16 protein-coding genes and 2 pseudogenes are annotated in these 25552 nt (G+C 69.6%); 7 read left to right on the forward strand and 11 right to left on the reverse strand.

Features of this window, described 5'->3' with window-relative positions; translation table 11 throughout:
- Positions 1–2: 2 nt before the first annotated feature.
- The 11 genes from ACTWQR_RS17505 to ACTWQR_RS17555 all read right to left on the reverse strand — a co-directional run bounded on the left by ACTWQR_RS17505 (position 3) and on the right by ACTWQR_RS17555 (position 18166).
- Complete coding sequence (locus tag ACTWQR_RS17505) at positions 3–1307, reverse strand: O-antigen ligase domain-containing protein (RefSeq protein WP_443228027.1); 1305 nt, start codon at positions 1305–1307, stop codon at positions 3–5.
- A 1-nt stretch (position 1308) separates the two neighbouring features.
- Positions 1309–2829 (reverse strand): right-handed parallel beta-helix repeat-containing protein, encoded by a 1521-nt coding sequence (locus ACTWQR_RS17510; RefSeq protein WP_443228006.1) that lies wholly within the window; start codon positions 2827–2829, stop codon positions 1309–1311.
- Positions 2830–2837: 8 nt separating this feature from the next.
- Entirely contained in the window at positions 2838–4805 is a 1968-nt protein-coding gene (locus ACTWQR_RS17515) for an alginate lyase family protein (protein WP_443228007.1), read from the reverse strand.
- A complete protein-coding gene (locus ACTWQR_RS17520) occupies positions 4802–6997 on the reverse strand; it encodes a bi-domain-containing oxidoreductase (protein WP_443228008.1) in 2196 nt (731 codons plus the stop codon). The genes ACTWQR_RS17515 and ACTWQR_RS17520 overlap by 4 nt, the downstream gene beginning before the upstream one ends.
- Positions 6998–7014: 17 nt before the next feature.
- Positions 7015–8949, reverse strand: a complete 1935-nt coding sequence (gene asnB / locus ACTWQR_RS17525; RefSeq protein WP_443228009.1) for an asparagine synthase (glutamine-hydrolyzing) — start codon at positions 8947–8949, stop codon at positions 7015–7017.
- Positions 8950–8952: 3 nt separating this feature from the next.
- Entirely contained in the window at positions 8953–10473 is a 1521-nt protein-coding gene (locus ACTWQR_RS17530; RefSeq protein WP_443228010.1) for a Wzz/FepE/Etk N-terminal domain-containing protein, read from the reverse strand.
- Complete coding sequence (locus ACTWQR_RS17535) at positions 10470–11837, reverse strand: Wzz/FepE/Etk N-terminal domain-containing protein (RefSeq protein ID WP_443228011.1); 1368 nt, start codon at positions 11835–11837, stop codon at positions 10470–10472. Before ACTWQR_RS17535 ends, ACTWQR_RS17530 begins: the two co-directional genes overlap by 4 nt.
- Complete coding sequence (locus ACTWQR_RS17540) at positions 11834–13114, reverse strand: glycosyltransferase family 4 protein (RefSeq protein WP_443228012.1); 1281 nt, start codon at positions 13112–13114, stop codon at positions 11834–11836. Before ACTWQR_RS17540 ends, ACTWQR_RS17535 begins: the two co-directional genes overlap by 4 nt.
- Positions 13104–14420: a nucleotide sugar dehydrogenase gene (locus ACTWQR_RS17545; protein WP_443228013.1), complete on the reverse strand. Its 1317-nt coding sequence runs from the start codon at positions 14418–14420 to the stop codon at positions 13104–13106. The genes ACTWQR_RS17540 and ACTWQR_RS17545 overlap by 11 nt, the downstream gene beginning before the upstream one ends.
- Positions 14421–14502: 82 nt before the next feature.
- On the reverse strand, positions 14503–15981 hold the full coding sequence (locus ACTWQR_RS17550) for a sugar transferase (protein WP_443228014.1): 1479 nt from the start codon (positions 15979–15981) through the stop codon (positions 14503–14505).
- 1147 nt (positions 15982–17128) lie between these two features.
- Positions 17129–18166 carry a LacI family DNA-binding transcriptional regulator gene (locus tag ACTWQR_RS17555; RefSeq protein WP_443228015.1) on the reverse strand — a complete coding sequence of 346 codons (1038 nt, stop codon included), beginning with the start codon at positions 18164–18166 and terminating at the stop codon, positions 17129–17131.
- Positions 18167–18536: 370 nt separating this feature from the next.
- Here ACTWQR_RS17555 and ACTWQR_RS17560 point away from each other — a divergent pair, with 370 nt between their 5' ends.
- From ACTWQR_RS17560 to ACTWQR_RS17590, 7 genes and pseudogenes are all read left to right on the forward strand, one after another.
- Complete coding sequence (locus ACTWQR_RS17560) at positions 18537–19484, forward strand: carbohydrate ABC transporter permease (RefSeq protein ID WP_443228016.1); 948 nt, start codon at positions 18537–18539, stop codon at positions 19482–19484.
- Positions 19481–20302: a carbohydrate ABC transporter permease gene (locus ACTWQR_RS17565; protein WP_443228017.1), complete on the forward strand. Its 822-nt coding sequence runs from the start codon at positions 19481–19483 to the stop codon at positions 20300–20302. The genes ACTWQR_RS17560 and ACTWQR_RS17565 overlap by 4 nt, the downstream gene beginning before the upstream one ends.
- A gap of 55 nt (positions 20303–20357) precedes the next feature.
- A complete protein-coding gene (locus ACTWQR_RS17570; RefSeq protein WP_443228018.1) occupies positions 20358–21626 on the forward strand; it encodes an ABC transporter substrate-binding protein in 1269 nt (422 codons plus the stop codon).
- 49 nt (positions 21627–21675) lie between these two features.
- Positions 21676–22206: pseudogene (locus tag ACTWQR_RS17575) on the forward strand (glycoside hydrolase family 78 protein); the annotation flags it as partial.
- Between the two features lie 118 nt (positions 22207–22324).
- A pseudogene (locus ACTWQR_RS17580) lies at positions 22325–23284 on the forward strand (alpha-L-rhamnosidase-related protein); the annotation flags it as partial.
- Between the two features lie 388 nt (positions 23285–23672).
- Entirely contained in the window at positions 23673–25100 is a 1428-nt protein-coding gene (locus tag ACTWQR_RS17585; RefSeq protein WP_443228019.1) for an ammonium transporter, read from the forward strand.
- 268 nt (positions 25101–25368) lie between these two features.
- Positions 25369–25552 (forward strand): glutamine synthetase beta-grasp domain-containing protein (locus ACTWQR_RS17590; protein WP_443228020.1); only part of this gene is annotated, 184 nt, incomplete at its 3' end.

Here is a 25552-nt window from a genome sequence, read left to right on the forward strand (position 1 = left end):
GTTCAGATCACCTCCGATCTTTGGGCCCATCGCGGGACGCGACGTCGAGGGACTTGGGGCGTCGAGAGGGGAGTGGCCGCGGCAGGCGCCGCGAGGAGCGAGGCGGCCAGGGCCAGATGCAGCAGATACGGCGAGGCGTCGCCGAGCCCGGCCTCGGTGTACGACGCGATCGCGCAGTAGCTGATCAGGAAGATCGCGCAGGCCCTCGACAGCGACGGTGGCCGCAGCAACGCGACGCCGGCGAGCACGATGATGATCGCCGACACCAAGGCGACGCCGATCAGACCCTGTTCGTGGTAAACGGCCAGCCAGCTGTTGTCGATCGGCAGCCCGCCGAACGACTTGTCACCCAGGCCCACGCCGAACAACTTCTCCGCGGTCGTCCGGGGCGCCGCCAGCAGGGCGTCCCAGACCTTGGCACGGCCGGTGAGGTTGGAGAAGTTCTCCTGACTCTGTCCGCGCAGGAACCACGCCTGGAGCGCGGAGCTGAACCCCACCGCGGCCACCGTGGCGCACAGCACCGTCCAGGTGAAGAACCGGCGGGCCGCGGCGCTGGTCAGGACGAGCGAGCCGATCGCCAGCGCCAACCCGATGAGCAGGCCGAGCGTGGCAGTCCGGGTATGGGTCAACGCGAGCAGGACGAGTGACGGCACGATGACCACCGCCGCGCCGGCGCTGTCGGTCCGGCGGCCCAGTACGAGCAGCACGGTGAGCCCGATGATCACCGCGGCGTACTGTCCGATCTGCGGCGGGGTGAGCGGCCACAACGCGCCGACAAGGCGTCCGCCGTAGAGCTCGGGCATGGCCGCGCCCGGTGAGATGGCCAGGCCGGCGGCCACCGACCCGAGTACCGCGAAGTACATCCGGATGTGGTGCCGGACGAACGTCAGGCCGCCGTCCCACCAGCGGCTGAGGAGCCACAGCGTGCCGACGAAGAGAGTCAGCCGGGCGCAGCGGAACAGCGCGCCGAACCCGGACTCCAGTTGCAGGCTGGAGATGATGCTCGGCACCAGCAGCAGGGTGAGCAGGAGCACGAAGGCGCTGGGTCGGATGCGCAGCCGGAGGTTGAGCGCGAGCGCCAGCGTGAACGCGGCGACCAGCGCGCCCATGGTGGCTATCTGGATGAGGGAGCGGGGCAGCGGGATGATGGTCTTCGCCCCGGTGGAGCCGAGCGTGTTGAGGATCAGCAACCCCCAGACGACGCCGACCATCTTCGGTGTGCCGGCAGGGCGCGGTTCGGCGCCGGGCTGAGGGCCTGCCGTGTCCGCTCCGCCCGGCGGCCCACCGCGCCGCAGGTCGCCGCCCATCTCAACCACCGGCCCGTGGGTCGAGAGTGCTGCCCGCGTCCTGCTGGTAGGGCTTGCCCTGCCACTTCCCGAAGTTGAGCACCCGGCTCGGGTCGTGGGCGACGAACTTCCACGGTCCGAGGTAGACGTTGTCGTGCCAGCGGTTGTGCTGCTTGTGGGTGATCGCCTCAGCCACCGGCTCGCCCTTGTACGGAGACCAGTCCGGATAGGTGCCGTAGTTGGACAGCACCGCCATGCGGTCGCACTTCGTCGTGCACTTGACGACGGACTTGTCCAGCACGAAGCGGTTGTCGTGGATGTCCACCCGCTGGGTCTTCCACCGGCAGTCGGCGTAGAGCGGTGGCTTGGCGATCGCCGGCTGTGCGCAGCGGTCGGTGTTCTTCACCAGCGAGGTGCAGTCACCGGACGAGGTGTTGGCCGGGCTGTTGCAGAACCGGTCGGCGTTTTCCCACAGGGTGATCCCGGACCAGTTGTTCTCCAGCACGTTCCGGTAGATCTCGATCTTGTCCGTGCGGGCTCGGATCCGTGGTTCGCCGCCGGACTCGGACAGGTAGACGGTCGCGAACGGGAAGTTGTCGCCGCGCTTGGCTTCCCTGCGGCCCTCGACCCAGTTGTTCCGCCGGATCGTGTTCTTCCGGATGACCGCGTTGTAGCTGGTCTCGTAGATCAGCGCGGCACCGTCGTTGGCCTCGATCACGTTGTTCTCGATGCGGAAGTCGTTGTTGTTGGTGTCCGCCCACAACCCTGTTCCACGGTTGTCGTGCACCCAGTTGCCGCGTATGTCGGCGCCGTTGACGGCCCAGAACTTGATGCCTCCAGTGCAGCCGCAGCCTTCCCGCTGCCGCTCCCAGTCGTCGGTGTTGTTGCCCACGATCTCGTTGCCTTCGACCACCAGGCCGCGGATGGAGTCGCCGGCCTTGTACGCGTTCATTCCGTACTGTCCGTTGTCGCGCAGGCAGCTGGCGCGGACCTGTTGGCGGGCACCGGCCATCAGCCCGGCACCGGAGTTGTACTGGATCCTGGCGTGCTCGATCACCCATCCGTCGGCCGAGTCATGGTTGACCACGCCCTCGTCCGGCGGCGCCACGAAACGCTGCACGGTCAGGTGGCGGATGGTGACGTTGCGGGCGCTGCCGCCGAACGCGTACTGGTTCTTCTTCCCGCCGTCGAGCACCGCGCCCGGCGCACCGAGGTAGCGGTTCCCCTCCTTGGGGATGACCTGGGCATAGCGGTCCGGGTCGAGCCTGTGCTTGCCCGGTCGAAGCCAGAACGTGGTCTTCGGCGGGCTGCTCTTGGTCTTCGCTGCCAGGTCACCGACCACCGCGGGGTCGACCGTCACCGCGCCTTCCGGCGCCTTCGCCGGCCCGGCCGCGGTCTTGGCGCACACCCGGGCCACGGCCGTGGACGACGGCTCAGCGGTCGGCTTCGCCCCGGCGTCCGACGTGCTGTCACAGCCGGCCGCCAGCAGGGCCAGCGCCAGCGGTGCCACCGCCAACGCCCAGTGCCGCCTCTTGATCTCCACGCGCACCCCTAGCCGCCGAACCTGAGCACGGTGTTGAACCCCGCCGCGCCGTCGGTGAAACCGGTACCGACCAGCGTCGTCGAGGGTTCCTTGCGCCCGAAGCCGGGGGAGTACCAGCCCAGCGGCGGGTCGGTCTCGCCGCGATGCGCCCGCCAGGACAGTTGCCCGGGCAGGTCGAGCACCGCGGAGCGGTCCTCGCCGTCCCGGGTCCAGGTGAGCACGGCCCGGTTGTCCGCCAGGTCCGCGGCGATCGCGGGGCCGAGGTGGAACGTCAGCTGCACGGCCCGGCGCGGGCCGCGCACCTTGTCGACCACCCTCAACTCCTGCTTTGCGGCGGTCAGTTCCACCCGGCGGCGGTGCACGGAGTCCTGGTAGCCGTCGTGTTCGGCGCACCAGCGGGCTGTCCCCTCGTGGGAGGTGCCGGATGTGTCCGCGACCAGGACGCGGCTGCGGGCATGCCGGGTCCACAGGAACGGGCCGCCGGAGACGGACTGGTCACCGCCGTCCAGCTGCAGGGTGTTGTGGCCGAGGGTCGAGCGGAAGTACTGCCGCCACTCGGGCTGCCCGTGGTAGCAGAACGTCCCCGGGTCGGCGAGCACGTCGACCCCGTCGTGCCGGACCTCCACGGACAGCGCGTCCGCGTGGGCATGTGCGGCGATGGACAGGAAGCCGTGCGGACCACCGTCGCAGCGGCACCAGATCTCCGCCGGACCGCGCAGGATGGTCATGCCCGCGTCGGCGAAGTGGCCTGGTCGGCTTGGAGGGCGGGTCGCGGCCGGTGCGGTTCCGTCTTTCGCGTACGGCCGGATGAGCGCGGCCAGCAGCGGGGTGCGCACATCGGTGCCGGTCACTGCCGGCCACCAGTCGAGCCGGCCGAACACGGCGTCCCCGGTGGCCAGCAGCGAGGCCCAGCGGTCGGTGCCCGCGCCGTCCAGGACCAGACCGTGCCCGTCGTCCGCGTCCCCTTGGCGCGGCGGTCGTAGCCGGTTGTCCACGACGGCCGCGAGCGCGTCGGTCATCCGCAGCAGCACCAGCCGGATCGACGCGGGGACCGGCACGTCGGCGGCATCCGCCTCGGCCACCGCGGCCAGGCCGAGTTCCAGCACGAGCCCGTGATACTCGGTGGCCAGCTCGCGGTTGAGGCCGGAAAAGTACGTGTTGCTTCGCAGGTGCTGCTCCAGCGACCGCAGCGCGCCGGTCCGCCAGCGGGCCGAGGAGGGGAACCAGCCGAACGCGCAGGCCGCTGCGAACTGCCCGGCGGCCTCGGCGATGACGTGGTTGTTCGCCGAAGACCCCCGGCTGGGGAAGGCGGCCAGCCAGCGCTGGTGGTGCCAGATCTGGTTCAGCGCCACCGGGTTGCCCTCGAACAGCCCGGCCGCGCCCGGCCAGCCGTCGAGCAGCCGGCGGATCCACACCCAGGACAGCAGTCGGATGCCCAGTTCGATGCCGCTGATCCAGTGCACGCCGCGCAGCGGTGGGTTGGCCGTCCACCAGGACCGCAGGTGCTCGGCCACTCGCTCGGCGTACCGTTCGTTCCCGGTGATCGCGTAGGCGGCGGCGAGCACGGTGAGGTACTGATGCCGGGACAGCTCCCAGATCTGCTTGATGTCCCCGACCGCGTCCTCGTTCCGGTACGGCACGTCGAAGGCGTAGCCCCACGGAGCCCGGCGCCCGGTCTTCGGGTCGCACCACCAGTCCGGGTCGGTCAGGTCGTCGCGGACCACCCCGAAATACTCGACGTGCCCGTACAGCAGCCGGTCCGCCTCGGCGATGAGACGTTTCGCGGCGTCCGGTGGCACCGCGGCGATCGTCCCGGCGGGCAGTACCGCGGTGAACCGGGCGCCGGTCACCCTCGGGCAGTTGGGCCGCGCCGACCGCCACCGGCGCCTGCGCACCGCGTCGCCCACCCGGCCGCCGACCTCCCGCGGTCCCATCCGGGACAGCCGCCGCAGATACCAGCCCGCGCTCATGGTCATCGCGCCCCCGCCAATGTCACCGGCGCACCGCCGGCCAGGCCGGCCCGCACGGCGAGGGTGGCCGCCGTGGTGGCGACCAGCGACTCCAGCGGCACCGGCATCGGCCCGCCGGTCCGCACGGCCTTGATGAACGCGGCCAGCTCGGCGTTCTGGCCTTTGTCCCGGGCCTTGGGCAGCCGCGAACTGACCCACCGCTTGCGGTGGCTGTCGTACACAGTGGCCCGGACGAAGTCGTCGAGCCGCAGCACCTTGCCGTCCGCGACAAGGTCGAGCGTCTCCTTGGGGAAGCCGGGCGCGCCGGTGGTGACGTAGCTGATGGTGCCGGTGGACCCGTCCGGGTAGCGCAGCACGACCTGCAGGTCCTCGTTGCCGGACGTGGCGACCGCGTACACCGAGACCGGGTCGGCGCCGAGCAGCCAGCTCGCCGTGTCGATGAAGTGCCCGCCCTCGCCGGCGAACCGCGAGCCCTCGGTGCCCTGTTGGAGATACCAGCTGCCGTGCGCCAGCCGGCCCGCGTTGACCAGGTAGCGGAGGCTCGCCGGACCGGTCCGGGCGCCGAACCGCTTTCTGGCTTCCTGCAGCAGCGGCGCGAACCGGCGGTTGAAGCCCACCTGAAGCCGGTCGTTGCCGGACTCCTCCACCGCCGCGAGCACGCCGGCCAGCTCGTCCTCGGTGAGGGCCAGGGGCTTCTCCACGAACACCGTCTTGCCTGCCAGCAGTGCCCTTCGGGTCAGTTCGGCGTGTGAGCTGTGCCGGGTCACCACGAACACCGCGTCGATGGACGGGTCGCCGAGTACGGCGTCGAGGTCGGTGGTCGCCCCGGCGAAGCCGAACTTCCGCTTCGCGTTGGCCGCGGACAGCGCCGTCGTGGTGACGACTGTCGACAACTCGACGCCGTCGCGCTGTGCCAGGTGCGGCAGCAGCATCGAGGTCGCGTAGTTTCCCGCGCCGACGAACGCAAGCCGCACCGGCGCATTGGCAGCCCGGGCCGGGGCGGACACTCCGCCGTTGCGTCGCACCGCGGGCACGGTCACCGCCGGGGCCTCCGCTTCGGCTGTGTCTTCAGCGGGGCCGGGGTACCGGAACAGCACAGCCACGGCCTTGAGGTCGCCGTCCTTCAGGCGCTGGTACGTCTCGACGGCGTCATCGAAGTCGGCGATGTGGGAGACCAGCGGCTCCACGTCGACGCGGCCGAGGGCGAGGAGATCGAGGAAGCACGCCAGGTTACGGCGCTCGGTCCAGCGCACGTAGCCGATCGGGTAGTCCCGCCCCTCGAGCTCGTACTCCGGGTCGTAGCGCCCGGGGCCGTAACTGCGGGAGAACCGGACGTCGAGCTCCTTCTCGTAGTACGCGTTCCACGGCAGGTCCAGGCGGCACTTGCCGATGTCGACGACCCGGCCGCGGTCCCGGCAGAGCCGGGCGGCCAGCTCGACGGGCTGGTTGCTGCCGCCGCCGGCGGCCAGGTACACCTGGTCCACTCCGTGACCGCCGGTGAGCTCGGCGACGGCGGCTTCCACGGCCGCGGACGCGGGATCGCCGCAGGCCGTAGCGCCCAGGCGCTCGGCGAGCTCGCAACGCACCGGGTCGGGGTCGACCCCGACGACGCGGACTCCCGAGGCGGCGAGGAGCTGCACCACCAGCTGCCCGATCAGCCCGAGGCCGATGACCAGTGCCACTTCGCCGAGCTGTGACTCGCCTTGGCGGACGCCCTGCAACGCGATCGACCCGACGGTGCCGAAGGCCGCGTGCCGCGGCGCGAGGCCGTCCGGCACCGGGGCGTAGAGGTTCTTCGGCACCCAGTTCAGCTCGGCGTGCAACGCGTGCTCGTTGCCGGCGCAGGCCACGAGGTCGCCGACCTTCACGTCGTCGATGCCGGAGCCGACCTGCTCGACCACCCCGCACAGGGAGTAGCCCAGCGGAGTGTAGGAGTCCAGCTTGCCCATCACCTTGCGGTAGGTGGCGGGCACGCCGTTGGTGGCCACGCTCTGCATGACCTTGGCAACCTGGTCCGGCCGGGAGCGGGCCTTGCCCAGCATCGACATGCCGGCCTCGGACACCTTCATGAGCTCGGTCCCGGTGGATATCAGCGAGTAGGCGCTGCGGACCAGCACACCACCCGGCTTGCACCCCGGCACCGGCACGTCGAGCACCGCGAGCTCGCCGCTCTTGTAGTTCTGCACAACCTGTTTCACCCGAACTCCTCTGATTCCTAAGCCGACAACCGAGTGCTCTGGCCGGACCCAGAGGTCGCGCCGCGATACCAGTACTCGAGGGTCAGCACATGCCACAGATGCTTGGAGAAGTCCCGCTGCCCGGCGGCGTCCTCGGCGACCATCCGCGCCAGCGCGTCGCGCCGCAGGATCCCGGAACTGACGAGCACGCCGTCGTGCACCACCTCGCGCACCAGCGGTGCCAGATCCCGGCTCATCCAGGCGCGCAGCGGGGCGCTGAACAGGCCCTTGGGCCGGTACACGATCTCCCGGGGCAGGACCGAGGCGGCCGCCTCCTTGAGGACGGCCTTGCCCTGCCGTCCGACGATCTTGCGATCGCCGGGTACGGCGAACGCCGCCTTGACCACCTCGACGTCCACGTACGGCACCCGCACCTCCGTCGACGCGGCCATGCTCGACCGGTCCGTGTAGGCGAGGTTCAGGCCCGGCAGGAACATCCGGGCGTCGCCCAGGCACATGCGGTTGACGAAGTCGTCGAGGTCGTTGTCCTGGTAGATGTCCGCGTGCTCGGTCAGCACGTCATCGACCGTCCCGGCCAGGTCCGGATCGACCAGGGCGAGCAACTCGTCCTGGTCGTACATGGTGTAGCTGCGCCGGAACGCGGTCTCCTCCGGCAGGTCGGCGAAGGAGAGGAACCGCTTGGCGAAGCGCACCGACCGGTACCCCCGGCGGGCCGTGGCGACCGGCAGCCGGTCCACGGCCCTGGACACCCCGCGCCGCAGGGGCCGAGGGACGCGCTGGTAGCGCAGCGCGAGCAGGTTGGCCAGGTGCTTGCGGTAACCGGCGAACAGCTCGTCGGCGCCCATCCCCGAGAGCATCACCTTCACCCCGGCCTCCCGGGCGGCCTCGCAGATCAGGAACGTGTTGATCGCGGCGGGATCGCCGATCGGCTCGTCCAGGTGGTACGTCATCTGCGGCAGCAGGTCGAGCACGTTCGGCGCGATCTCGATCTCATGCAGGTCGACGCCGAACCGCTCGGCCACCTGCCGGGCATAGCGCAGGTCGTCCGGCATCGCCTCGAACTTGGCGTCCTCGGCGCGGAACCCGATCGTGTAAGCGGAGATCCCGGGTCGGTCGCGGGCCGCCAGTGCGGTCAGGTAGCTGGAGTCAAGACCGCCGGAGAGGAAGGTCGCCACGGGTACGTCGGAGAGCAGGTGGCGCCGGGTCGACTCCTCGACGATGGCCCCGACGTCCGGCTGCTCTCCGGCCCGGGCCCGCTCCTGGCCCTCGGCGGCGACGTCCCGGAGGTTCCAGAACTGGCCGCGCTCCACCCGGCCGTCGGGCCGGCACCGCAGCCAGCTCCCCGGCGGCAGCTTCTCCGCCTCGCGGAACGCGCAGCGTGAGTCCGGCACCCAGTAGTACAGCAGCGAGGCCACCAGCGCCCCATGGTCCACCTGCAGCGACCCGCCGGTCGCGGCGGCGAGCGCCTTGAGCTCGGAGGCGAACACCAGGCCCGCGCCGCGCTGCATCAGGAACAGTGGCTTGATGCCGAGCTGGTCGCGGGCGAGCACCAGTTCGCCGGTTCGCTCGTCGAAGATCCCGAACGCGAACATGCCGCGCAGCCGGGGCAGGCAGTCCGTGCCCCAGCGCCGCCAGGCCTCGAGGAGCACCTCGGTGTCGGAGGTACCGCGGAAGCGCACCCCAGCGGCCGCCAGCTCGGCACGCAGCTCGGGCGCGTTGTACAGCTCGCCGTTGTACGTGAGCGCCAGGCCGCCCGAGACCATCGGCTGGGCGCCGGTCTCGGACAGGTCGATGATGGCCAGCCGACGGTGCCCGAGGTGCACGTCGCCGTCACCGGCGGCGTGGCTGTACCGGCCCGCCCCGTCCGGACCGCGGTGGGCGAGGGTATCGGTGAGCCGGTCGGTCACGACCTTGCCGTCCGGCCATCGGTAAGTGCCTGCGATACCACACATGTCCTACCGCGCCTCCTGGTCGTTGTCCGGGCCCTGTGCGGCCCACACCGGCAGCCGCTCCGTCCGCCGCCAACCCGTCCCGTTCTGCCGGGCCAGCCGCTCGTTCTGGCCGCGCAGCGCGGTGTGCTGCCCGTCCCACAGCGTTCCGTCGGTCCGGTCACGCGGATCGGGGTCGATCAGCACCACACCGATCACCGGAATGTGCTGGTCCGCGAGCTGCCGCGCCACCGTGTGCAGCCATGCGGCGCTGCCGTGCCCGGCACGCACGACGAGCACGGTCTGACTGCCGAGGTACTGGAGGTCGGTCCACGCGGTGCCGGGCGCGACCGAGCCGACACCGATCCGGCGCTCCTGATGCGACACGGTCGCGGCATGCTCGCCGCTGACCACGGTGAGGTCTCCCGGCTTCTGGCGGCGGCGTGCGAGCTGCTGTCCGGGCAGACCATCGATGATCACCACTGGTCCCTCCGCCGCCAGCGCCCCGGCGAGGTTCAGTGCGATCACACTCGTGCTGCGCGCACAGCCCAGTTCCAGCAGCGACACCGGTTCCGCGGAGCCGCGCACGGTGCGGGCCAGGGTCGCCGTGAGCCGTTCGCGTGCCGCCCGGGTCCGTCGGCGCTGCCACAGGCGGCCCGACCGGCGGGGCAGCTCCGTGATGACCGAGGCGCCCAGGTTCGCCGCGATTTCCCGGCGCAGCACGGGGCGGTCCGCCACCACAGCGCCGACCGCGGCCAGCGCGAGCCCGAGGACGAGCCCGAGGACGAGCCCGATAGCGGTGTTGGTGGCGGCGGCCCTGGGCAGGGAGTGCTGGACCGCGCGCGGGGCGTCCACGATCTGCGTGCCGGCGAGGACCTTGGGCGTTCCGGTGCGCGCCTCCGCGGCGCGCTGGTCGAATTCGGCGATCCGCGAGTTGAGGGCGGCCCGGCGGGCGAAGAGCGACTCGATGCTCGCCGCCGCCTTCGGGTCGCTCTCCGGTGACCGGTCCCCGATCTCCTCATTGACCTCGGTGAGCTCGTCCCGCATGCGGTCACGCTGGTCGAAAAGCGCCTTGGCCTCGGCCTTCGCGGTCTCCTCCATCCTCTTCACATGGTCCGCGACGAACGCATCGGCCAGCGCCTTGGCCCGGGCCACCGCTTCCGCGTCGCTGTCACCCGTCACAGTGATCTGCAGCAGGTTGTTGGTCAGGCCGGTGCCCCGGTAGTCCCGGATGAAGTCCTCAGGTTTTTCCCGGGACTTGAGGGACTGCAGGGCCTTGTCGGCGATCCGCGTGGTCGCCAGTAGCTCGACATCGGTGCGGATGAGCGTTCCGGTGTCGTTCGGCTGGTCCTCCGCATGCGCGACCAGCACCTTGGTCACCGCGGTCGGCGGCGGCGGCCGCAGGACCGCCACCGCCGCGCCGATCAGCAGTCCGAGGAGTGCCAGGGAGCACCAGAGGCGGCGGCGCCTGCGTACTGCCACCACCAGCGCCTGCAGGTCGAGCAGCGGAGTGGATGCCGACGACTCCGAAGTCGTGTCTGTCGTCATGCCGAACCTCCCGTTGCGTGGCCGTGGACCGCCAGTGCCGGAGTGGCCTCCTCCGGTGGACGGCCCGCAGTCCGCGCCGGACGAGCCCAGGCCGTACCTGCGACGACGACGCCGACGACCTGATGCCTGCCCTCCGCACACGCCTCGGCGATGCCGCCGAGCTCCTCCGCGGTCCAGTGGCCCGCGCTGAGGACGACCAGAACACCGGACTCGGTGCCGCGGTCCGGCACCAGCGGCCCGGACACCGAAACGTTCACCACCCGCAGCAGTGGATCACTCCCGGCCTCGGTGACGAGCTGCCCGGCGGCCTGGCGGGCGATGCCGTCGCCGTCCGGTACGACAACCAGCAACTGCCGGGGGGCCGGCAGCTGGTCCCGGAGGCGAGCGCACACCCGCCCGTAGCGGATCCGCCGGTCGGCCTCGTCGCCGGACCTCTGCAGGGTCGGTACGTCCCACCGGGTGTCGACGCCGAGCATCCGGCGGATCCGGGCCCGCGGGCCATGGACTTCCGGCCGGTGCGCGCCCCGTTCACCAGGAACGTCGACGGTGCCGAGGAGCGTCGAGCCCAGCGCCGCGGCGATCTCCGGTTCGGTGCGCAGCCGACGGTTCGTCCGTGCGGCGGCGAGATGGCCGATGACGGAGAGCAGGAAGAACACCAGCGCCCCGGCGACGATGAGCTGCATCCTCGTCGGCGGCGCCTCGCCGGCCGGCCGGGCCGCCGGCCCCATGACGACCATGCCGGCCTTGCTGGCCAACGGGTCGGACTCGGCCAGCGTCTTCATGGCCTCCTCCAGCGAGGTGCGCAGCCTCTCCAGCGAGGTGCGGGCCTGCACGCCCTCCACGGTCTTGCCCGGATCGGCCGCTTCGGCCAGGTCGGTGATGCGCCCGTTGGTCTTCTCCACCTCCTGCCGCAGCGTCTCGAGCCCCGTAGTCGCCTCGGAGTCGGTGCCGCCGCCTGTGATCCGCGCGGCGAATGTGACGAATTCCTTGGCCATCCGGTCGGCGAGCTGCTGCGCACGCTCCGGGGTGTCGGCCGTACCCGAGATCTTGACGATGTTCCCGTCGGCGGTCTTGGCGCTCACCCGGTCCCGCAACTCGGTGCCGCTGACGCCGGACCGGTCGAGAGCGGCGGCCGCGCGGTCGACCACCGTCGAACTGGTCGCGATGTCCACCTGGGTCAGCAGCTCGCGCTCCTCCCACTGCCCCGGCAGCAGTACCGATGCCGACGTCGTGTAGCGCGGCGGAAACAGCACCGAGGTGCCGTAGCCGACGAGCGCGCCCACCACGGTGAGGACGGCGAGAAGCCGCCAACGCCGACGGAGAATCCGCCCGATAGTGACCAGGCGGATCGTGTCATCGCTCAACGGCGCTGCCTCTTCCCTGTTCTGACCGGGTCGTTCGCCGACACCGGAGTGTGGTCACGGCAGGCAGCGGCGTAGGCGGCGAGCAGCGACGCTTGCGAGTTCCGCCAGGAAAGCCGCCCGCTGATCCGCTCCTGGCCGATCTTGCCCATCCGGGCCCGCTTCTCCGGATCGTCGAGGAGCAGCGCGATGAGCTTGGCGAATTCGGCCTCGTCGTTGGCGGGCGCGTAGACGGCGGCGTCACCGGCGGAGACTCGCGCCTCCCGGAGGTCGAACGAGACGATCGGCCGGCCCATCGCCATGTACTCCAGGACCTTGTTCATGGTCGACACGTCGTTGAGCGGATTGCGCGGATCGGGGGAGAGGCACACATCCGCGGTGGAGAGGTAGCGCACCAGGTCGGCGTCCGGTATGCGCCCGGTGAACTGCACCTGCTCGGAGAGACCGAGCCGCCGGGACAGCTCCACCATCGCGTCGAAGGCGTCGCCGGAGCCGACGAACACCGCATGCCAGTCGGTCCGCCCGAACTCGTCGCGCAGCTTCGCGAGGGCACGCAGAGCGTAGTCGACGCCGTCCTGGGGGCCCATGACGCCCAGATAGCACAGCAGATGAGGCTTGCCGCGCTTCAACTCCGGCTCGGGCGGCACCGGTTGGAACCGGTCGATCTGGGGCGCGCTGCGCACCACGAAAACGTCCTCAGGGCGCTGACCTCCACGGCGCACCGCGACGTCGCGGTAGCTCTCGTTCGTGGCGAGGACGACGTCCGCGGCCCGGTAGGTCCGCCGTTCCAGCGCGCACACGGCGCGGTAGAGCAGATCCTCGCCGCGGTCGAACCGGGAGAGGTACAGCTCGGGCACCAGGTCGTGCTGGTCGAAGACGAACCGCGCACCGCGCCGCTTCATCCACAAGGCCGGCAGGAACAGCAGGTCGGGTGGGTTGCAGGCGTGGACCACGTCGACCGGGCCGACCTTGCGGGCCAGCCGGACCGTGTGCCACAACGCCGATCCGTACTCCCGCAGGTAGCCCGCCGGTCCTCCGGTGGCCGCGCGCAACGGGTAGCGGTGGATCCGCACCCCGTCGATCTCCGCCTCCGGCTCCGTGTCCCGTTTCTCCCCCCGGGGACAGATGACGTGCACTTCCCACCCCGCGTCGCGCAGTGTCGTGCACTCCTGCCACACCCGCCGGTCGAACGGCACCGACAGGTTCTCCACCAGGATCAGCGCGCGTCGGTTCGACCCGTCGCCGCCGGCTGTGTCATCAAACGATGTGTTACCAAGCAAGGCCCATGTACCCCGGTTCGGTTCGGCGCGTCTCGGCGTCGGGAAGGTGGATGAGGTCGACGATCATCGGGCCTTCGCCATGGGGCAGCGCCGACAGCACGGCCGGATCCCTGGTCCCGACCAGGCACACCTCGGCGTGCTCGAGCACCTCGTCGACGGAGTCCGCGAGCAGCTGCGCCAGGTGCGGCAGCCGGCTTTCGATGTACTCGCGGTTCGCGCCGACCAGCCGGGAGAGGCTCACGTTGGCGTCGTATATACGCAGGTCGTACCCCTTGCCGAAGAGCCGCTCCGCCAACTCGACGAGTGGGCTCTCGCGGAGGTCGTCGGTGCCGGGTTTGAAGGACAGCCCGAACAGGCCCACCCGGCGCTTGCCGGTGCGCTCGACCAGCTCCACCGCGCGTTGCAGATGTGCGGAGTTGGAAGGCAGCACGTGGGCGAGGATGGGCACCGAGATGTCGGCCCGCTGTGCCGCGTGGACCAGGCTGCGCAGGTCCTTGGGCAGACAGGAGCCACCGAAGGCGAAGCCGGGCCGCAGGTAGGCGGGGCTGATGTTCAGCTTGCGGTCGGCCAGGAACACGTCCATCACCTGGTGCGAGTCCACCCCGAGCGCCTGGCACACCGCGCCCAGCTCGTTCGCGAAGCCGATCTTGAGGCCGTGGAACGCGTTGTCCGCGTACTTGATCGCCTCGGCCGTCGGGACCGGCACCCGGAACACCTCGCCGGGCAAGCCGTCGTACAGTGCCATCACCGCGTCGCCGCTTGCCGGGTCGAGCTCGCCGATGACGGTCTTGGGCGGGTCGAAGAAGTCCCGCACGCTCGTGCCCTCGCGCAGGAACTCCGGGTTGACCGCGACCCCGATGTCCACCCCGGCCGTGCCGCCGACGTACTTCTCCAGGATCGGTACCAGCAGGTTCAGGCAGGTGCCCGGGAGCATGGTGCTGCGGAACACGACGGTGTGCCGCCCACCCCGCTCGGCCAGCGCGGCGCCGATCTGTTCGGTGACCCGCTCCAAGTACGTGGTGCACAGGCTGCCGTTGGGCTCCGACGGCGTGCCCACGCAGACCAGCGACACCTCGCTGCCCATGATCGCCTCGCGGACGTCATCGGTAGCGCGTAGTGCTCCGGTCCGCACGACCTCGGCGATGAGCTCGCCGATCCGTTCCTCGACCACCGGGGCCTTGCCGTCGTTGACCAGGTCGACCTTCACCTGGTTCACGTCCACCCCGATGACCTCGTGACCCATGCTGGCCAGGCACGCGGCCGACACACAGCCCACGTAGCCGAGCCCGAAAACGCTGACCTTCATGACCCGTCCCTCCCCCCAGGCAGGCCCTTGCGGCCTGCGGTCCGCGCGCGGGCGGGACCGTTGAATTGCAGCCCCCCGCGCATCAGTAGGCCCCCTGCCCTTGAAGCACCGCACGCAGCGTCTTCCACAAGATCACTGCGTCCAGGGCGAGCGACCAGTCCTCCACGTACCGCAGGTCGAGCCGGACCGCCTCCTCCCACGGCAGGTCGCTGCGTCCGCTGATCTGCCACAGACCGGTGAGCCCGGGCTTGACCAGCAGCCGTCGCCGGATGTCCGGGCCGTACGCGGCGGTCTCCTCCGGTAGCGGAGGCCGCGGACCGACGAGCGACATCGATCCGGTGAGCACGTTGAAAAGCTGCGGGAGCTCGTCGATCGAGTACCGGCGCAGCACCGCGCCCACCCGGGTCACCCGCGGATCCCGGCGGAGCTTGAACAGCAGCCCTGCACCCTCGTTGTGGTCGGCCAGCGCGGCGCGTACCCCGTGAGCCCCGGCGACCATGGTGCGGAACTTGAGAATGGTGAACTCGCGGCCGGACTTGCCGACCCTGCGCTGGCGGTAGAACGCCCCACCACGACTGTCCGCCATCACGATCAGCGCGACGAACGCCATCAGTGGCGCGAACAGCATCAGCAGGATCGCTGCGGCCATCCGGTCGACGACCCCTTTGATCGCCCGGCGGCCTCCGGTGAAGGTCGGCAGGCTGACCCGTAGCAGCGGTATCCCGAGCACCGCATCGACGTGCAGCCGCGGGCCGGCCACTTCCATCAGCACGGGGGCCACGACCATCTCGGCATCGCTGCCTTCGAGGTTCCAGGCCAGCCGCTGCAGCCGGTCCGGTGACCAGTGCGGGTCCGGTGTGACCGCGACGACACGGTAGCCGTCGTGGCGGACGTGCTTGGCGACGTCCGTCAGTCGGCCGACGACGGGCACTCCGTCCAGGTGGTCACCGTCGAGACCGCGGCCGTCCGTCGTGCACACCGCCTCCACCCGCCAGCCGAGGTGCGGGAACTTGCGGGTTCGGGCGATCAGGTCGCGCACGGTGGCCGGGCTCCCGGCAGCGAGTACCGGTCTCAGGCACCGTCCTTCCTTCCGCTGTTTGTGCAGCCGGAGGCGGAGCAGATACCGCGCGGTCATGGTGACGAGCGCGATCGCGGGTATCGCGACGAAGATCCAGAGTTTGATGTTGCGCGAGGTGAGGGCGATCCCGCCGAGTGCCAGTACGACGGTCGCCGTGAACAGTGAACGTCCGAGCCGGCGGAATTCCTCGGCGCCCTGGCCGAGCACGGCCGGAGCCCACGACCGGCTCACCGCGAGCGCTCCCAGCACCAGCAGCTCGGTGCCGAGTGCGAGAATTCCCCACTTCTCGTGCCAGTCGGCCGCGTCCCGGACCCCGAAGAAATTGCCGATCGCCGCCACCACCAAGGCGGTGGCCACGGTATCGCTGGTGATCACGGTACGGCGGTACCGCTGCTCCCATTCGATCGTGGGCTGGCTGATTGCCCCATTCGCCAGACGCCCGCGCGCCGGCGGAAAAGGGCCGACAAATCCCCCCTGCCGCACAGAACCCCCCCGGTCCCCAGTGGTACGACGTGGTCGACTAACACCGTTCCTCCCCCCAGGAGGCCCCAGCCCCCCGCACAGTCCCTCCCCTTGGGAGGCCCCCGCCCCCCGCGCGCATGACATCCCGGCTACTTCAGCGCTACTTGAACACCCCACCTGGCGGCAGCGGACTCCCCTGTCCTGCCACACTCTTGAGGCCCGCGGGAACCCGCCGAAACCTCGGGTGCTCCCCGCACCCAAAGCCCCCTCTCGGGCTCCGGATTGATCACCCCCACGACTGGCGCCGGGAACGCGACTGCTGGCTTTCCGTAGCGCCGGACCTATAGATCATTATCGGTCGCCTCGTGCCCGATCAGCTGAAGCACGGTCAATCTAGACCATCGGGGCCAGTCTGTAGAGGGGATGTGTGGAATTTGTGTTCAAGCCACGAGGCCGGATCCACCGATCGGTGACCGCCAACGGATGCATTGCGCCACCGTGCGCTCCAGCAGCCCGCCCGGCCCCCGGACGCGGCTTCTAGCGGTAGGGATCGGCGGGCTGCAGAGGGCCTTCTACGGCGCCCAGTTCGGCAACAACTTCCCGCTGTACGTGCACCACGGCGTGCCGCTGTGGGTGCCCCAGGCGGGCGGGGCCCGCCTTGAGGTCCGGGTGCACGCCGCGATGTCGGCCCAGACCGCCCGGTCCTTGAAACTTCCCTGGTCGGCCGAGGAGTTGGAGGGGTGGGAGCTCCGCGAGGGGGGATGGCGACTCGAGCCGTTCCCCGGCCCTCGCCGGCCTGGAGAGAGGACGAGTGGAAGGCGGTCCAAGAACTACGGGAGCGCGAGCGGGAGTTGGCGCAAAAGTTCACCCAGTGCTTCTGCATGCCCTCTACGCCACCGTGTCGTGGATCTGGCAGGCCGTCACGGCAGCGGCCCGCCCTGCGGTCACAGGTGGCGGCCGGTGGCGGTGGCGGTGGCGGTGGTGAGGGTGTAGGTCTGGCTCGGCCAGGGATGGTCCGGCCGGTGACGGTGTCTGTATCGGCTGAGCCTTCGCTCACGGCCCGGTCGTACGGAGCGATGAGGCCTGCCGTAGGTGGAAACGGTGTTCAGCCGAAGGGTTGACCGCCGCCGTTCCCGGACTCTGGAATGGTCGGAGTCCGGCATGGTCTCTACTCCGGGGGAGGGGCGGTGGTCCGGCGCGGCACCAGTGTGGGGGAGAGCTTGATCTGGACCGGCGCCTTGTGGCGGTCGGCGATCCGCTCCAGGAGGAGGCGCGCGGCGTTCTCGCCGATCTCGCGGCCCGCCTGGTCGACGCTGGTGAGTGAAATGGGACCGAAGGAGGCGAACGTCGTGTTGTCGTAGCCGGACACCGAAAGGTCACCGGGAACGGATACCCCGGCTTCGGTGAGCGCCTCCAGCACACCCATGGCAACGATGTCCGCACCGGCGAAGACAGCCGTGGGCCGGCGGGGACGCGCGAGCAGTTCCCTGGCGCCGTCGTACCCGCCCTGCTGGGTGTATGTGGTGGAGACGACGTCGATCTCCGCCGCGAGGCCGAGGGACCGCATGGCACGCCGGTACCCGTCGGCGCGCTGGGCGTTGGGCATCTCCGCGATGCGCGTCGGGTCGGTTTCGTGGTGCTCGATGTGGGCGATCCGGCGGTGTCCGAGGCCGGCGAGGTGACCGACGACCAAGGACGCGCCCGCCACGTCGTCGTCCGTCACGGTGTCGTACACCTGGGAATGCCCATGGCGGCCGATGACGACGGTCGGTACGACAGAGGCGATGTGCTCGAGATGAGCGCGCGACGACACGGGTGCGATCAGGACGATGCCGTCCATGCCGCGGTCGATCATGGCCTCGGTGACCCTCGCCTCCTCCGTCTCCCCATTGCAGCCCGGGCCCAGGAAGACCTGGTAGTCGGTGTCCGCGAGCCGGCCGGTGATCCCGTCGAGGATCTCGGGGAAGAAGGGGTTGCGGATGTCGGGGAGCATCACGCCGACGGTGTACGTCTGCCCGCGGAGACCCCTGGCCCCGGCGTGCGGCCGGTAGCCGAGCTCGTCGATCGACCGGCGCACCTTCGCGCGCATCTCGGGACTGGCTCCGTAGGCGTTGCGCAGCACCTTGGAAACAGCGGTGGTGGACACCCGGGCGTGACGCGCCACGTCGACGATCGTGACGCGGCGAGGCGGTGCTGGCGGCTCCATCCCGGTGCCCTCCGGTGAAGTGGGGAACGTTGCCGCAGAGTGTACGTACGGAGCCGCAGCTCAGTAAGGCACAGACGTCGGCCCGTCAGCCCTTTGAGTCACATCCCAGCAGGCCCCGAGTGCCGTGGCACCCGTTGCCGCCTTAACAGTTGCGCAGCTTGCGCGGCACCTTGACGTCACGCGAGGCGCTCTCTAGGGTCTGGCAGCACCCTTTGGGAAACGTTACCCACTGGACCACACACTGAACGCCCCTACCGGGTCGCGGACCACATCCCCAAGACGTAGAGCCGGCGGACGCCTCACGGTGTCCAGCCGACCGGAGCCCTGACCTCACAGCCTATTTTGAATCGTTTCAAGGAAGAGGTCGTTTGTGACCCTCGCCCCGAACGAGCAACTTCCGGACCACGACCAGTTCCCGCACGCGGCGCCGACGGCGTCCGCCCGCCGTCCGCGCACCGCCCCGCCCTGGTGGTTCGCGCTGCCGGCCCTGCTGCTGTTCGCCTTCGTCGTCCTGGTGCCGAGCGTCCGCGGTGTGTACTACGCCTTCACCGACTGGGACGGTCTGGATCCCGACTTCTCCTTCGTGGGCCTCGACAACTTCTCCGACATGCTCAGTGATCCCGACGCGAAGCAGGCCGTCGGGCACACGTTGTTGATCGCCGTGTCGATCACGGTCCTCCAGAACGGGCTGGGCCTGCTGCTGGCCCTGGGGGTCAACACGGCCATTAGGTCCCGGAACGTGCTCAGGGTCTTTCTGTTCGCTCCGGCCGTGATCACTCCGATCGTCACCGCCTACCTCTGGCGCAACCTGCTGGGCCCCGACGGCGGGATCAACAGCCTGCTGGGCGCGGTCGGCCTGGACGGCTCACGGCAGGACTGGCTGGGCGATCCGCAGCTCGCTCTGTGGTCGGTGGTCGGTGTGATCGTCTGGCAGTACGCGGGCTACTCGATGGTCATCTTCCTGGCCGGGCTCCAGTCGGTGCCCCAGGAGATTCATGAGGCGGCGGCCATCGACGGGGCGGGTCCCGTGCGGCGCTTCTGGTCGGTCACGCGGCCACTGCTGGCCCCGGCCTTCACGATCAATCTGATGCTGTCGATCATCGGTGGGATCAAACTCTTCGACCAGGTCTACGCGTTGACGGGCGGGGGACCGGGACACGCCACCGACACCATCTCCACGCTGATCTACAAGGACGCCTTCACACTCGGCGAGTTCGGCTACAGCATCGCGCTCGCGGTGGTCCTCACGATCATCGTGGCGGTCGCCTCCACGGGTCAGTACCTCGTGCTGTCCCGCAACGAGAGGGCCGCGTCATGATCCGATACCGTCGGCGCACCCTCGCTCTGGAGCTGGCGATGGTCGCCACCGCCCTGGTCGTGGGCTTCCCGGTGTACGTGCTGGTCAACCTGGCCGTGAGGCCGGCCTCGGACACCTCGTCGCCGATCAGCCCGACCACCTCTCCCACCCTGGACAACTTCACCCAGGCCTGGCAACAGGGCGCCCTCGGCGGGGCGTTGGCCAACAGCGTGCTGGTGACGGCCGTCAGCGTCGTCATCGTGCTGGCCGTCTCGTCGCTCGCGGCGTACCCGCTGGCCCGCATCACGGCTCGCTGGTCCCGGGGTACGTACCTGACCTTCCTCCTGGGTCTCGTACTGCCCTTCCAGCTCGCCTCGCTGCCGCTCTACCAGACCATGCGTGACATGGGCCTGCTCGGTACTCCGTGGGCACTGATCCTCTTCTACTCCGGCCTGCAGGTGCCGTTCACCGTCTTCCTCTACGTCGGCTTCCTGCGCGCCCTGCCCCGCGACTTCGAGGACGCGGCCCTGATCGACGGCTGCACGCCCTTGCAGGGCTTCCGGTATGTGGTGCTGCCGATGCTCAAACCGATCACTGTGACGGCCCTGGTGCTCAACGCCGTCGCCGTCTGGAACGACTTCTTCACGCCGCTGCTGTACCTGAGCGGCAGTGCCCAGCAGACCATGCCGGTCGCGATCGCCGGCTTCGTCGGTCAGTACGTCACCGACTGGAACCTCATCTTCGCCGCACTGGTGATCAGCATCCTGCCCGTCCTGCTCGTCTACTTCGTGCTGCAGCGCAGCATCATCAACGGTTTCGCGGGAGGGCTGAAGGGATGACACGCGACGCCCGCCCGTCCCTCATGCTCCGTGGCTCTTCCCCGAGGGAGACATCATGAAGACACGCGTACTTCCGGCCCTGGCCGCCGCGGTGACATCCATGGCCGTGCTCGCCGCATGCAGCGGCGGCACCAAGGCAGACTCCGGCGGAGGCGGCGGCTCCAAGACGCTGACCCTCGCCTCGGTCGACCAGGGCTCCATCGAGGACGTCGTCAAGGCGTTCGAGAAGGCCAACCCGGGCGTCAAGGTCCGCTACACCACCAGCGGCGCCGACCAGTACCAGCAGCAGATCCGCACCCAGCTGTCCTCGGGCACCGCACCCGACGTGATGTCGGTCTGGCCCGGCGACGGCAACCCCGGCGCCACCCACGTCCTGGCCGAACCCGGATATCTGCGGGATCTCTCGGACCAGCCCTGGGCCGACAAGATGCCCGACGCGATCAAGAGCGTCGCCCAGTACGAGGGGAAGACCTACAACGCGGTCTTCGGGCAGAACGGCATCGGCGCGGTCTACAACCAGCAGGCCATGGCGAAGGCCGGGCTGACTCCGCCGGACACGTGGACGAAGCTGCTGGACTTCTGCCGCGCCGCGAAGGCCAAGGGAACTCCCGCCTTCGCGTTGGGCAACCAGGACAACTGGGTGACGCAGCTCGTCCAGTACGCGCTGGTCGCCACGACCGTGTACGGCGAGGACCGTGACTTCGACCAGAAGATGCAGGCCGGCCAGGCCACTTTCGCGCGGTCGCCGTGGACCACCGCCCTGGACAAGTACCTGACGATGGAGAAGACCGGCTGCTTCCAGAAGAACCCGCTGGGCACCAACTACGAAGCCAGCCAAGGCCTCGCCGCCACCGGCAGGACGCTCGGCATCGTCCAGGGCAACTGGGTGATCGCTCTCCTGAAGCAGAAGAACCCGAAGGGCACGTTCACGTTCAAGGCCCTGCCGGCCACCGACGACCCGTCCGCAACGATCGTCCCGGCTGCGGCAGGCGCCGGTTACGGCGTCAATGCCAAGGCGAAGAACGAGGACCTCGCCCTGAAGTTCGTGAACTTCGTGATGTCTTCCGAGGGCATGAACCTGTTCGTCAAGAAGCAGGGCGGTCTGCCCTCGCTGCCCGACACGGGCTACACGGTGGACCCCTCGCTGGCCGAACTGTCCACGTTCATCAGGGCGGACCGCACCGTGCCGTTCATGGACCAGCTGTGGCCCAACGCCAAGGTCCAGCAGACCATGCTCAGCGGCCTCCAGGAGATCTTCAGCGGGCAGTCCACGCCCGAAGAACTCCTCGACGCGATGGACGCCGACTACAAGGCCGACTCCTGACCACTCTCGAACACCCGAAGGGATGACGGTGTGAGCAATGCACCCCACCATGCGGACGGTTCGGACCGCGACCTCGACGCAGACGGTTCGGACGGCGACCTCGACCGCGCCCTCGACAAGAGCGACGCTCCCGGCGGATGCCACGCGGGAATCCGCCGTAGAACCGTGTGGCGACGGCCGGCGCGGTGCCCGTAGTGGCCGGCGCCATGGGCGGCTCAGCCGCCGCGCAGGCGGCACCGTCGCGCCGTCCGGACGCCGCGGTGGCCGGACTGACGGTGAACACCGCACCGAGCCCTTGGGCGTGGACGCCGACCGGCCGCGATTAGGCTGGCGCATGCGGTCCACCGCGCGGGGGCGGAGCCAGGGGACATACCAGATCCTGGTGGCGAGCTCACCGGACAAGCTGACCGCCGGCCGCGCGGACGTCTGGAACAGCGGTCGTGTGCGGTCCGCCGATTCCGTGGCCGTCCGCTACGCGGGCAGGCCGCTCGGCGCCTCGACCCGCTACCACTGGACCGTCACCGTCTGGGACGCCGAAGGCCGTCCGGTCGGTACGGCGTCCCCCGCCTTCTTCGAGACCGGCCTCATGAGCACCGACGGTGTGGCCGGATGGGACGGCGCGCGGTGGATCGGGATGCGGGGGAAGGGTCCCGACTCCGCCGGCGCACCGATGCTGCGCAAGGAGGAGCCCCTCAGGGATGACGCGGATGGCCCGCGCGATCGGCCGGACGGCGGAGGGGGAGACGTACGAGCGGCTCTTCGCACGCATCAAGCAGGCGTTCATCACCAAGTACCTGACCACCGAGGCCGGGCAGGTCACAGTCAAGTCCAGTCTGGGCGAGGCCTCTCCGATCGAACCGGGCGCCGACCCCGATCAGAAGACGGAGGACAACAGCCAGTCGGCGCTGCTGTGGGTCCTCAAGCTCGGGTTCTACGAAACGGAGGCTCAACGCCGTACGCTCGTAGGTCTGTTGGCGGACAATATCGGCAATGACGAGGCCTACAAGGCCGCACACCCGAACAGCAGCCGGGTCAAGTACGCCGGGAACACGCTGTCCGTCGGCTTCCTCGGCGTCAACGTCCTCGCCCCCGTTCTCACCGATGAGGGCCGCGCGGACCTGGCCTACGAGCTGCTGCACCAGGACGCGCTGCCGTCCTGGTTGTACTCGGTGAGGAACGGCGCCACGACCGTCTGGGAACGCTGGAACTCCTACTCCGAGGACGACGGCTTCGGCCCGGTCAGCATGAATTCCTTCAACCACTACGCCTACGGCGCGATCATGGAGTGGATGTACGCCTACATGGCCGGTATCGCCCGCGACCCGGACAGCCCCGGCTTCAAGCACTTCGTCCTGCAACCCCACGTCGATCCCACCGGCAGGATCACGCATGTGTCGGGCTCGTACGAGTCGCCGTACGGCGAGATCCGGAGCGCGTGGGCGGTCGGTGACGGAGGCCGGACCCTCGTGTACGAGGCGGTCGTGCCCGCGAACAGTGATGCGACGCTGCGAATTCCGGCCGTCTCCGGCGATGCCGTCCGCGAGGGGCGGACTCCGCTGGGCCGAGTGGGCGGAGTACGTCTCCTCGGCCACAAGGACGGCGTGGCCTCGTACGGGTTGCCCTCCGGCCACTACCACCTGACCGCCCGGCTCCGCTGACAGGCAGACGTCGGCCCCGAGAAGGCAAGGCCGTCCAGCGGCTGGAGGCCCAATCACCCGTTTCGGGCTTTCGACCGGGGCCGGGCGGTGTCAGTCGTGGATAAACCCTTGTGGGCACACGTGGGCGCAGGTGGGCAGCGGTTGGCCTGGCGGTGAGCACGAGCCGGGCGACAAACTCCAACCCGTGGCTCAGGCCACGGACTGTTCGTACAGTTCCGGGACCAACCCGTCCGCCACGCTCATCGCGGCGGAACCGGACACCGTCGTTCCGTGCCACCACTCGGCGGACAGTCCGTTCGTCGGCCCTGAGCCACTTCTCACGCTCACGCAGTGGTACAGCCCTCACGGGGCCGTACCACATGCCGTACCACATTACGGGGAGACGCCAGTGACACCAGCCACCATCACTCTTGCCGCGGACGCGCCGACGCTGTCTGCGGCCAACACCGGGTTCATGCTTCTGGCATCGGCGTTGGTGCTGCTCATGACGCCGGGTCTGGCCTTCTTCTACGGAGGCATGGTCAGGGCCAAGAGCACCCTCAATATGCTGATGATGAGTTTCATCAGCATGGGCGTCATCACGGTCCTGTGGGTGCTGTTCGGCTTCTCCATGGCCTTCGGAACCGACCATGGCGGCCTCCTGGGCTGGGAGGGCGACTTCCTGGGTCTCAGTGGTGCCGGCAAGACCGAGCTGTGGCCGGGCTACACGATCCCGATCTACGTCTTCGCCGTCTTCCAGCTGATGTTCGCGATCATCACGCCCGCCCTGATCAGCGGTGCGCTCGCGGACCGGGTGAAGTTCCCGGCGTGGTCGCTGTTCATCGGTCTGTGGGCCATCGTGGTCTACTTCCCGGTCGCGCACTGGGTGTGGGGCACCGGTGGCTGGGCCTTCGACCTGGGCGTCATCGACTTCGCCGGTGGTACCGCGGTCCACATCAACGCGGGTGCCGCGGCACTCGGCGTGATCCTGGTCATCGGCAAGCGCGTCGGATTCCAGCAGGGCCTGATGCGTCCGCACAGCCTGCCGCTGGTCATGCTCGGCGCCGGTCTGCTGTGGTTCGGCTGGTTCGGATTCAACGCCGGCTCCTGGCTGGGCAACGATGACGGCGTGGGCGCGCTGATGTTCATCAACACGCAGATAGCCGCCGCCACCGCGATGCTCGCCTGGCTGCTGTACGAGAGGATCCGCCATGGCGCGTTCACCACGCTGGGTGCCGCCTCCGGTGCCGTCGCCGGTCTGGTCGCGATCACCCCGTCCGGTGGTGCGGTCTCTCCGCTCGGCGCGATCGCCGTCGGCGCCATCGCCGGTGTGCTCTGCGCCATGGCCGTGGGCCTGAAGTACAAGTTCGGTTACGACGACTCGCTCGACGTGGTGGGCGTGCACCTGGGCGGTGGTGTGGTGGGCTCCCTGCTGATCGGTCTGTTCGCCACCGGTGGCGGCCAGTCGGACGTGGCGGGTCTGTTCTACGGTGGTGGCCTGGACCAGTTCTGGAAGCAGTGCGCCGGTGTCTTCGCGGTCCTCGCCTACTCCCTGATCGCTTCCGCGGTCCTTGCCTTCCTGATCGACAAGACGATCGGGATGCGGGTCAGCGAGGATGATGAGATCGCCGGTGTCGACCAGGTCGAACACGCCGAGACCGCATACGACTTCAGTGACGTGAGTGCCGCCGGCCCGTCCCGTACGGCCGCCCCAACGCGGGGGCCGACCGCGACGGCGATCGCAGCCGACACAGGAATGGTCACCGCCGGACGCGCGCCGGACTCCGCGACCGGCACCATCCTTGGCGACCCGTGGTCGCGGGGAGACGGGGCCTGACGGATTTCACAGCCTTCCAGAAGAACCCTGGGAAGACGTCGGCAGCTTCGTCGTGGAACTGGTCAGCCCTTACGCCTTCCATGTGAACCACCTCCTTCAGCCCTCTGAGCGCGCCCCGGTCACCGCAACGGTCTCCCGGCCGGCGGGGCCGGGCCAACTACCGCGAGCCCGTGGCTTCGCCGCGGCCGCACGTCAGCGGTGACGGTGCACACGACCTCGTGTGCACTGCCACCCTTCACATCGCACGCACTGAAATGATGGGAAAGTCATGACCTTCAAGGCTGAGTACATCTGGATCGACGGCACCGAGCCGACGGCCAGGCTTCGTTCGAAGACGAAGATTATGGCCGACGACGCCAAGGGTGCCGAGCTGCCGATCTGGGGCTTCGACGGGTCCTCCACGAACCAGGCCGAGGGTCACGCCTCCGACCGCGTGCTCAAGCCGGTCGCCT

This window comes from Streptomyces sp. 2A115 (assembly GCF_052245575.1).
In the GTDB taxonomy this organism is placed as follows: domain Bacteria; phylum Actinomycetota; class Actinomycetes; order Streptomycetales; family Streptomycetaceae; genus Streptomyces.

What these genes read in the sequence shown, in the direction of transcription:
- ACTWQR_RS17545 (WP_443228013.1), bottom strand. Translation starts at nt 14,420, where the DNA reads ATGAAGGTCAGCGTTTTCGGGCTCGGCTACGTGGGCTGTGTGTCGGCC.
- ACTWQR_RS17505 (WP_443228027.1), bottom strand. Translation starts at nt 1,307, where the DNA reads ATGGGCGGCGACCTGCGGCGCGGTGGGCCGCCGGGCGGAGCGGACACG.
- ACTWQR_RS17555 (WP_443228015.1), bottom strand. Translation starts at nt 18,166, where the DNA reads ATGGAGCCGCCAGCACCGCCTCGCCGCGTCACGATCGTCGACGTGGCG.
- ACTWQR_RS17570 (WP_443228018.1), top strand. Translation starts at nt 20,358, where the DNA reads ATGAAGACACGCGTACTTCCGGCCCTGGCCGCCGCGGTGACATCCATG.
- ACTWQR_RS17515 (WP_443228007.1), bottom strand. Translation starts at nt 4,805, where the DNA reads ATGACCATGAGCGCGGGCTGGTATCTGCGGCGGCTGTCCCGGATGGGA.
- ACTWQR_RS17530 (WP_443228010.1), bottom strand. Translation starts at nt 10,473, where the DNA reads ATGACGACAGACACGACTTCGGAGTCGTCGGCATCCACTCCGCTGCTC.
- ACTWQR_RS17565 (WP_443228017.1), top strand. Translation starts at nt 19,481, where the DNA reads ATGATCCGATACCGTCGGCGCACCCTCGCTCTGGAGCTGGCGATGGTC.
- asnB (WP_443228009.1), bottom strand. Translation starts at nt 8,949, where the DNA reads ATGTGTGGTATCGCAGGCACTTACCGATGGCCGGACGGCAAGGTCGTG.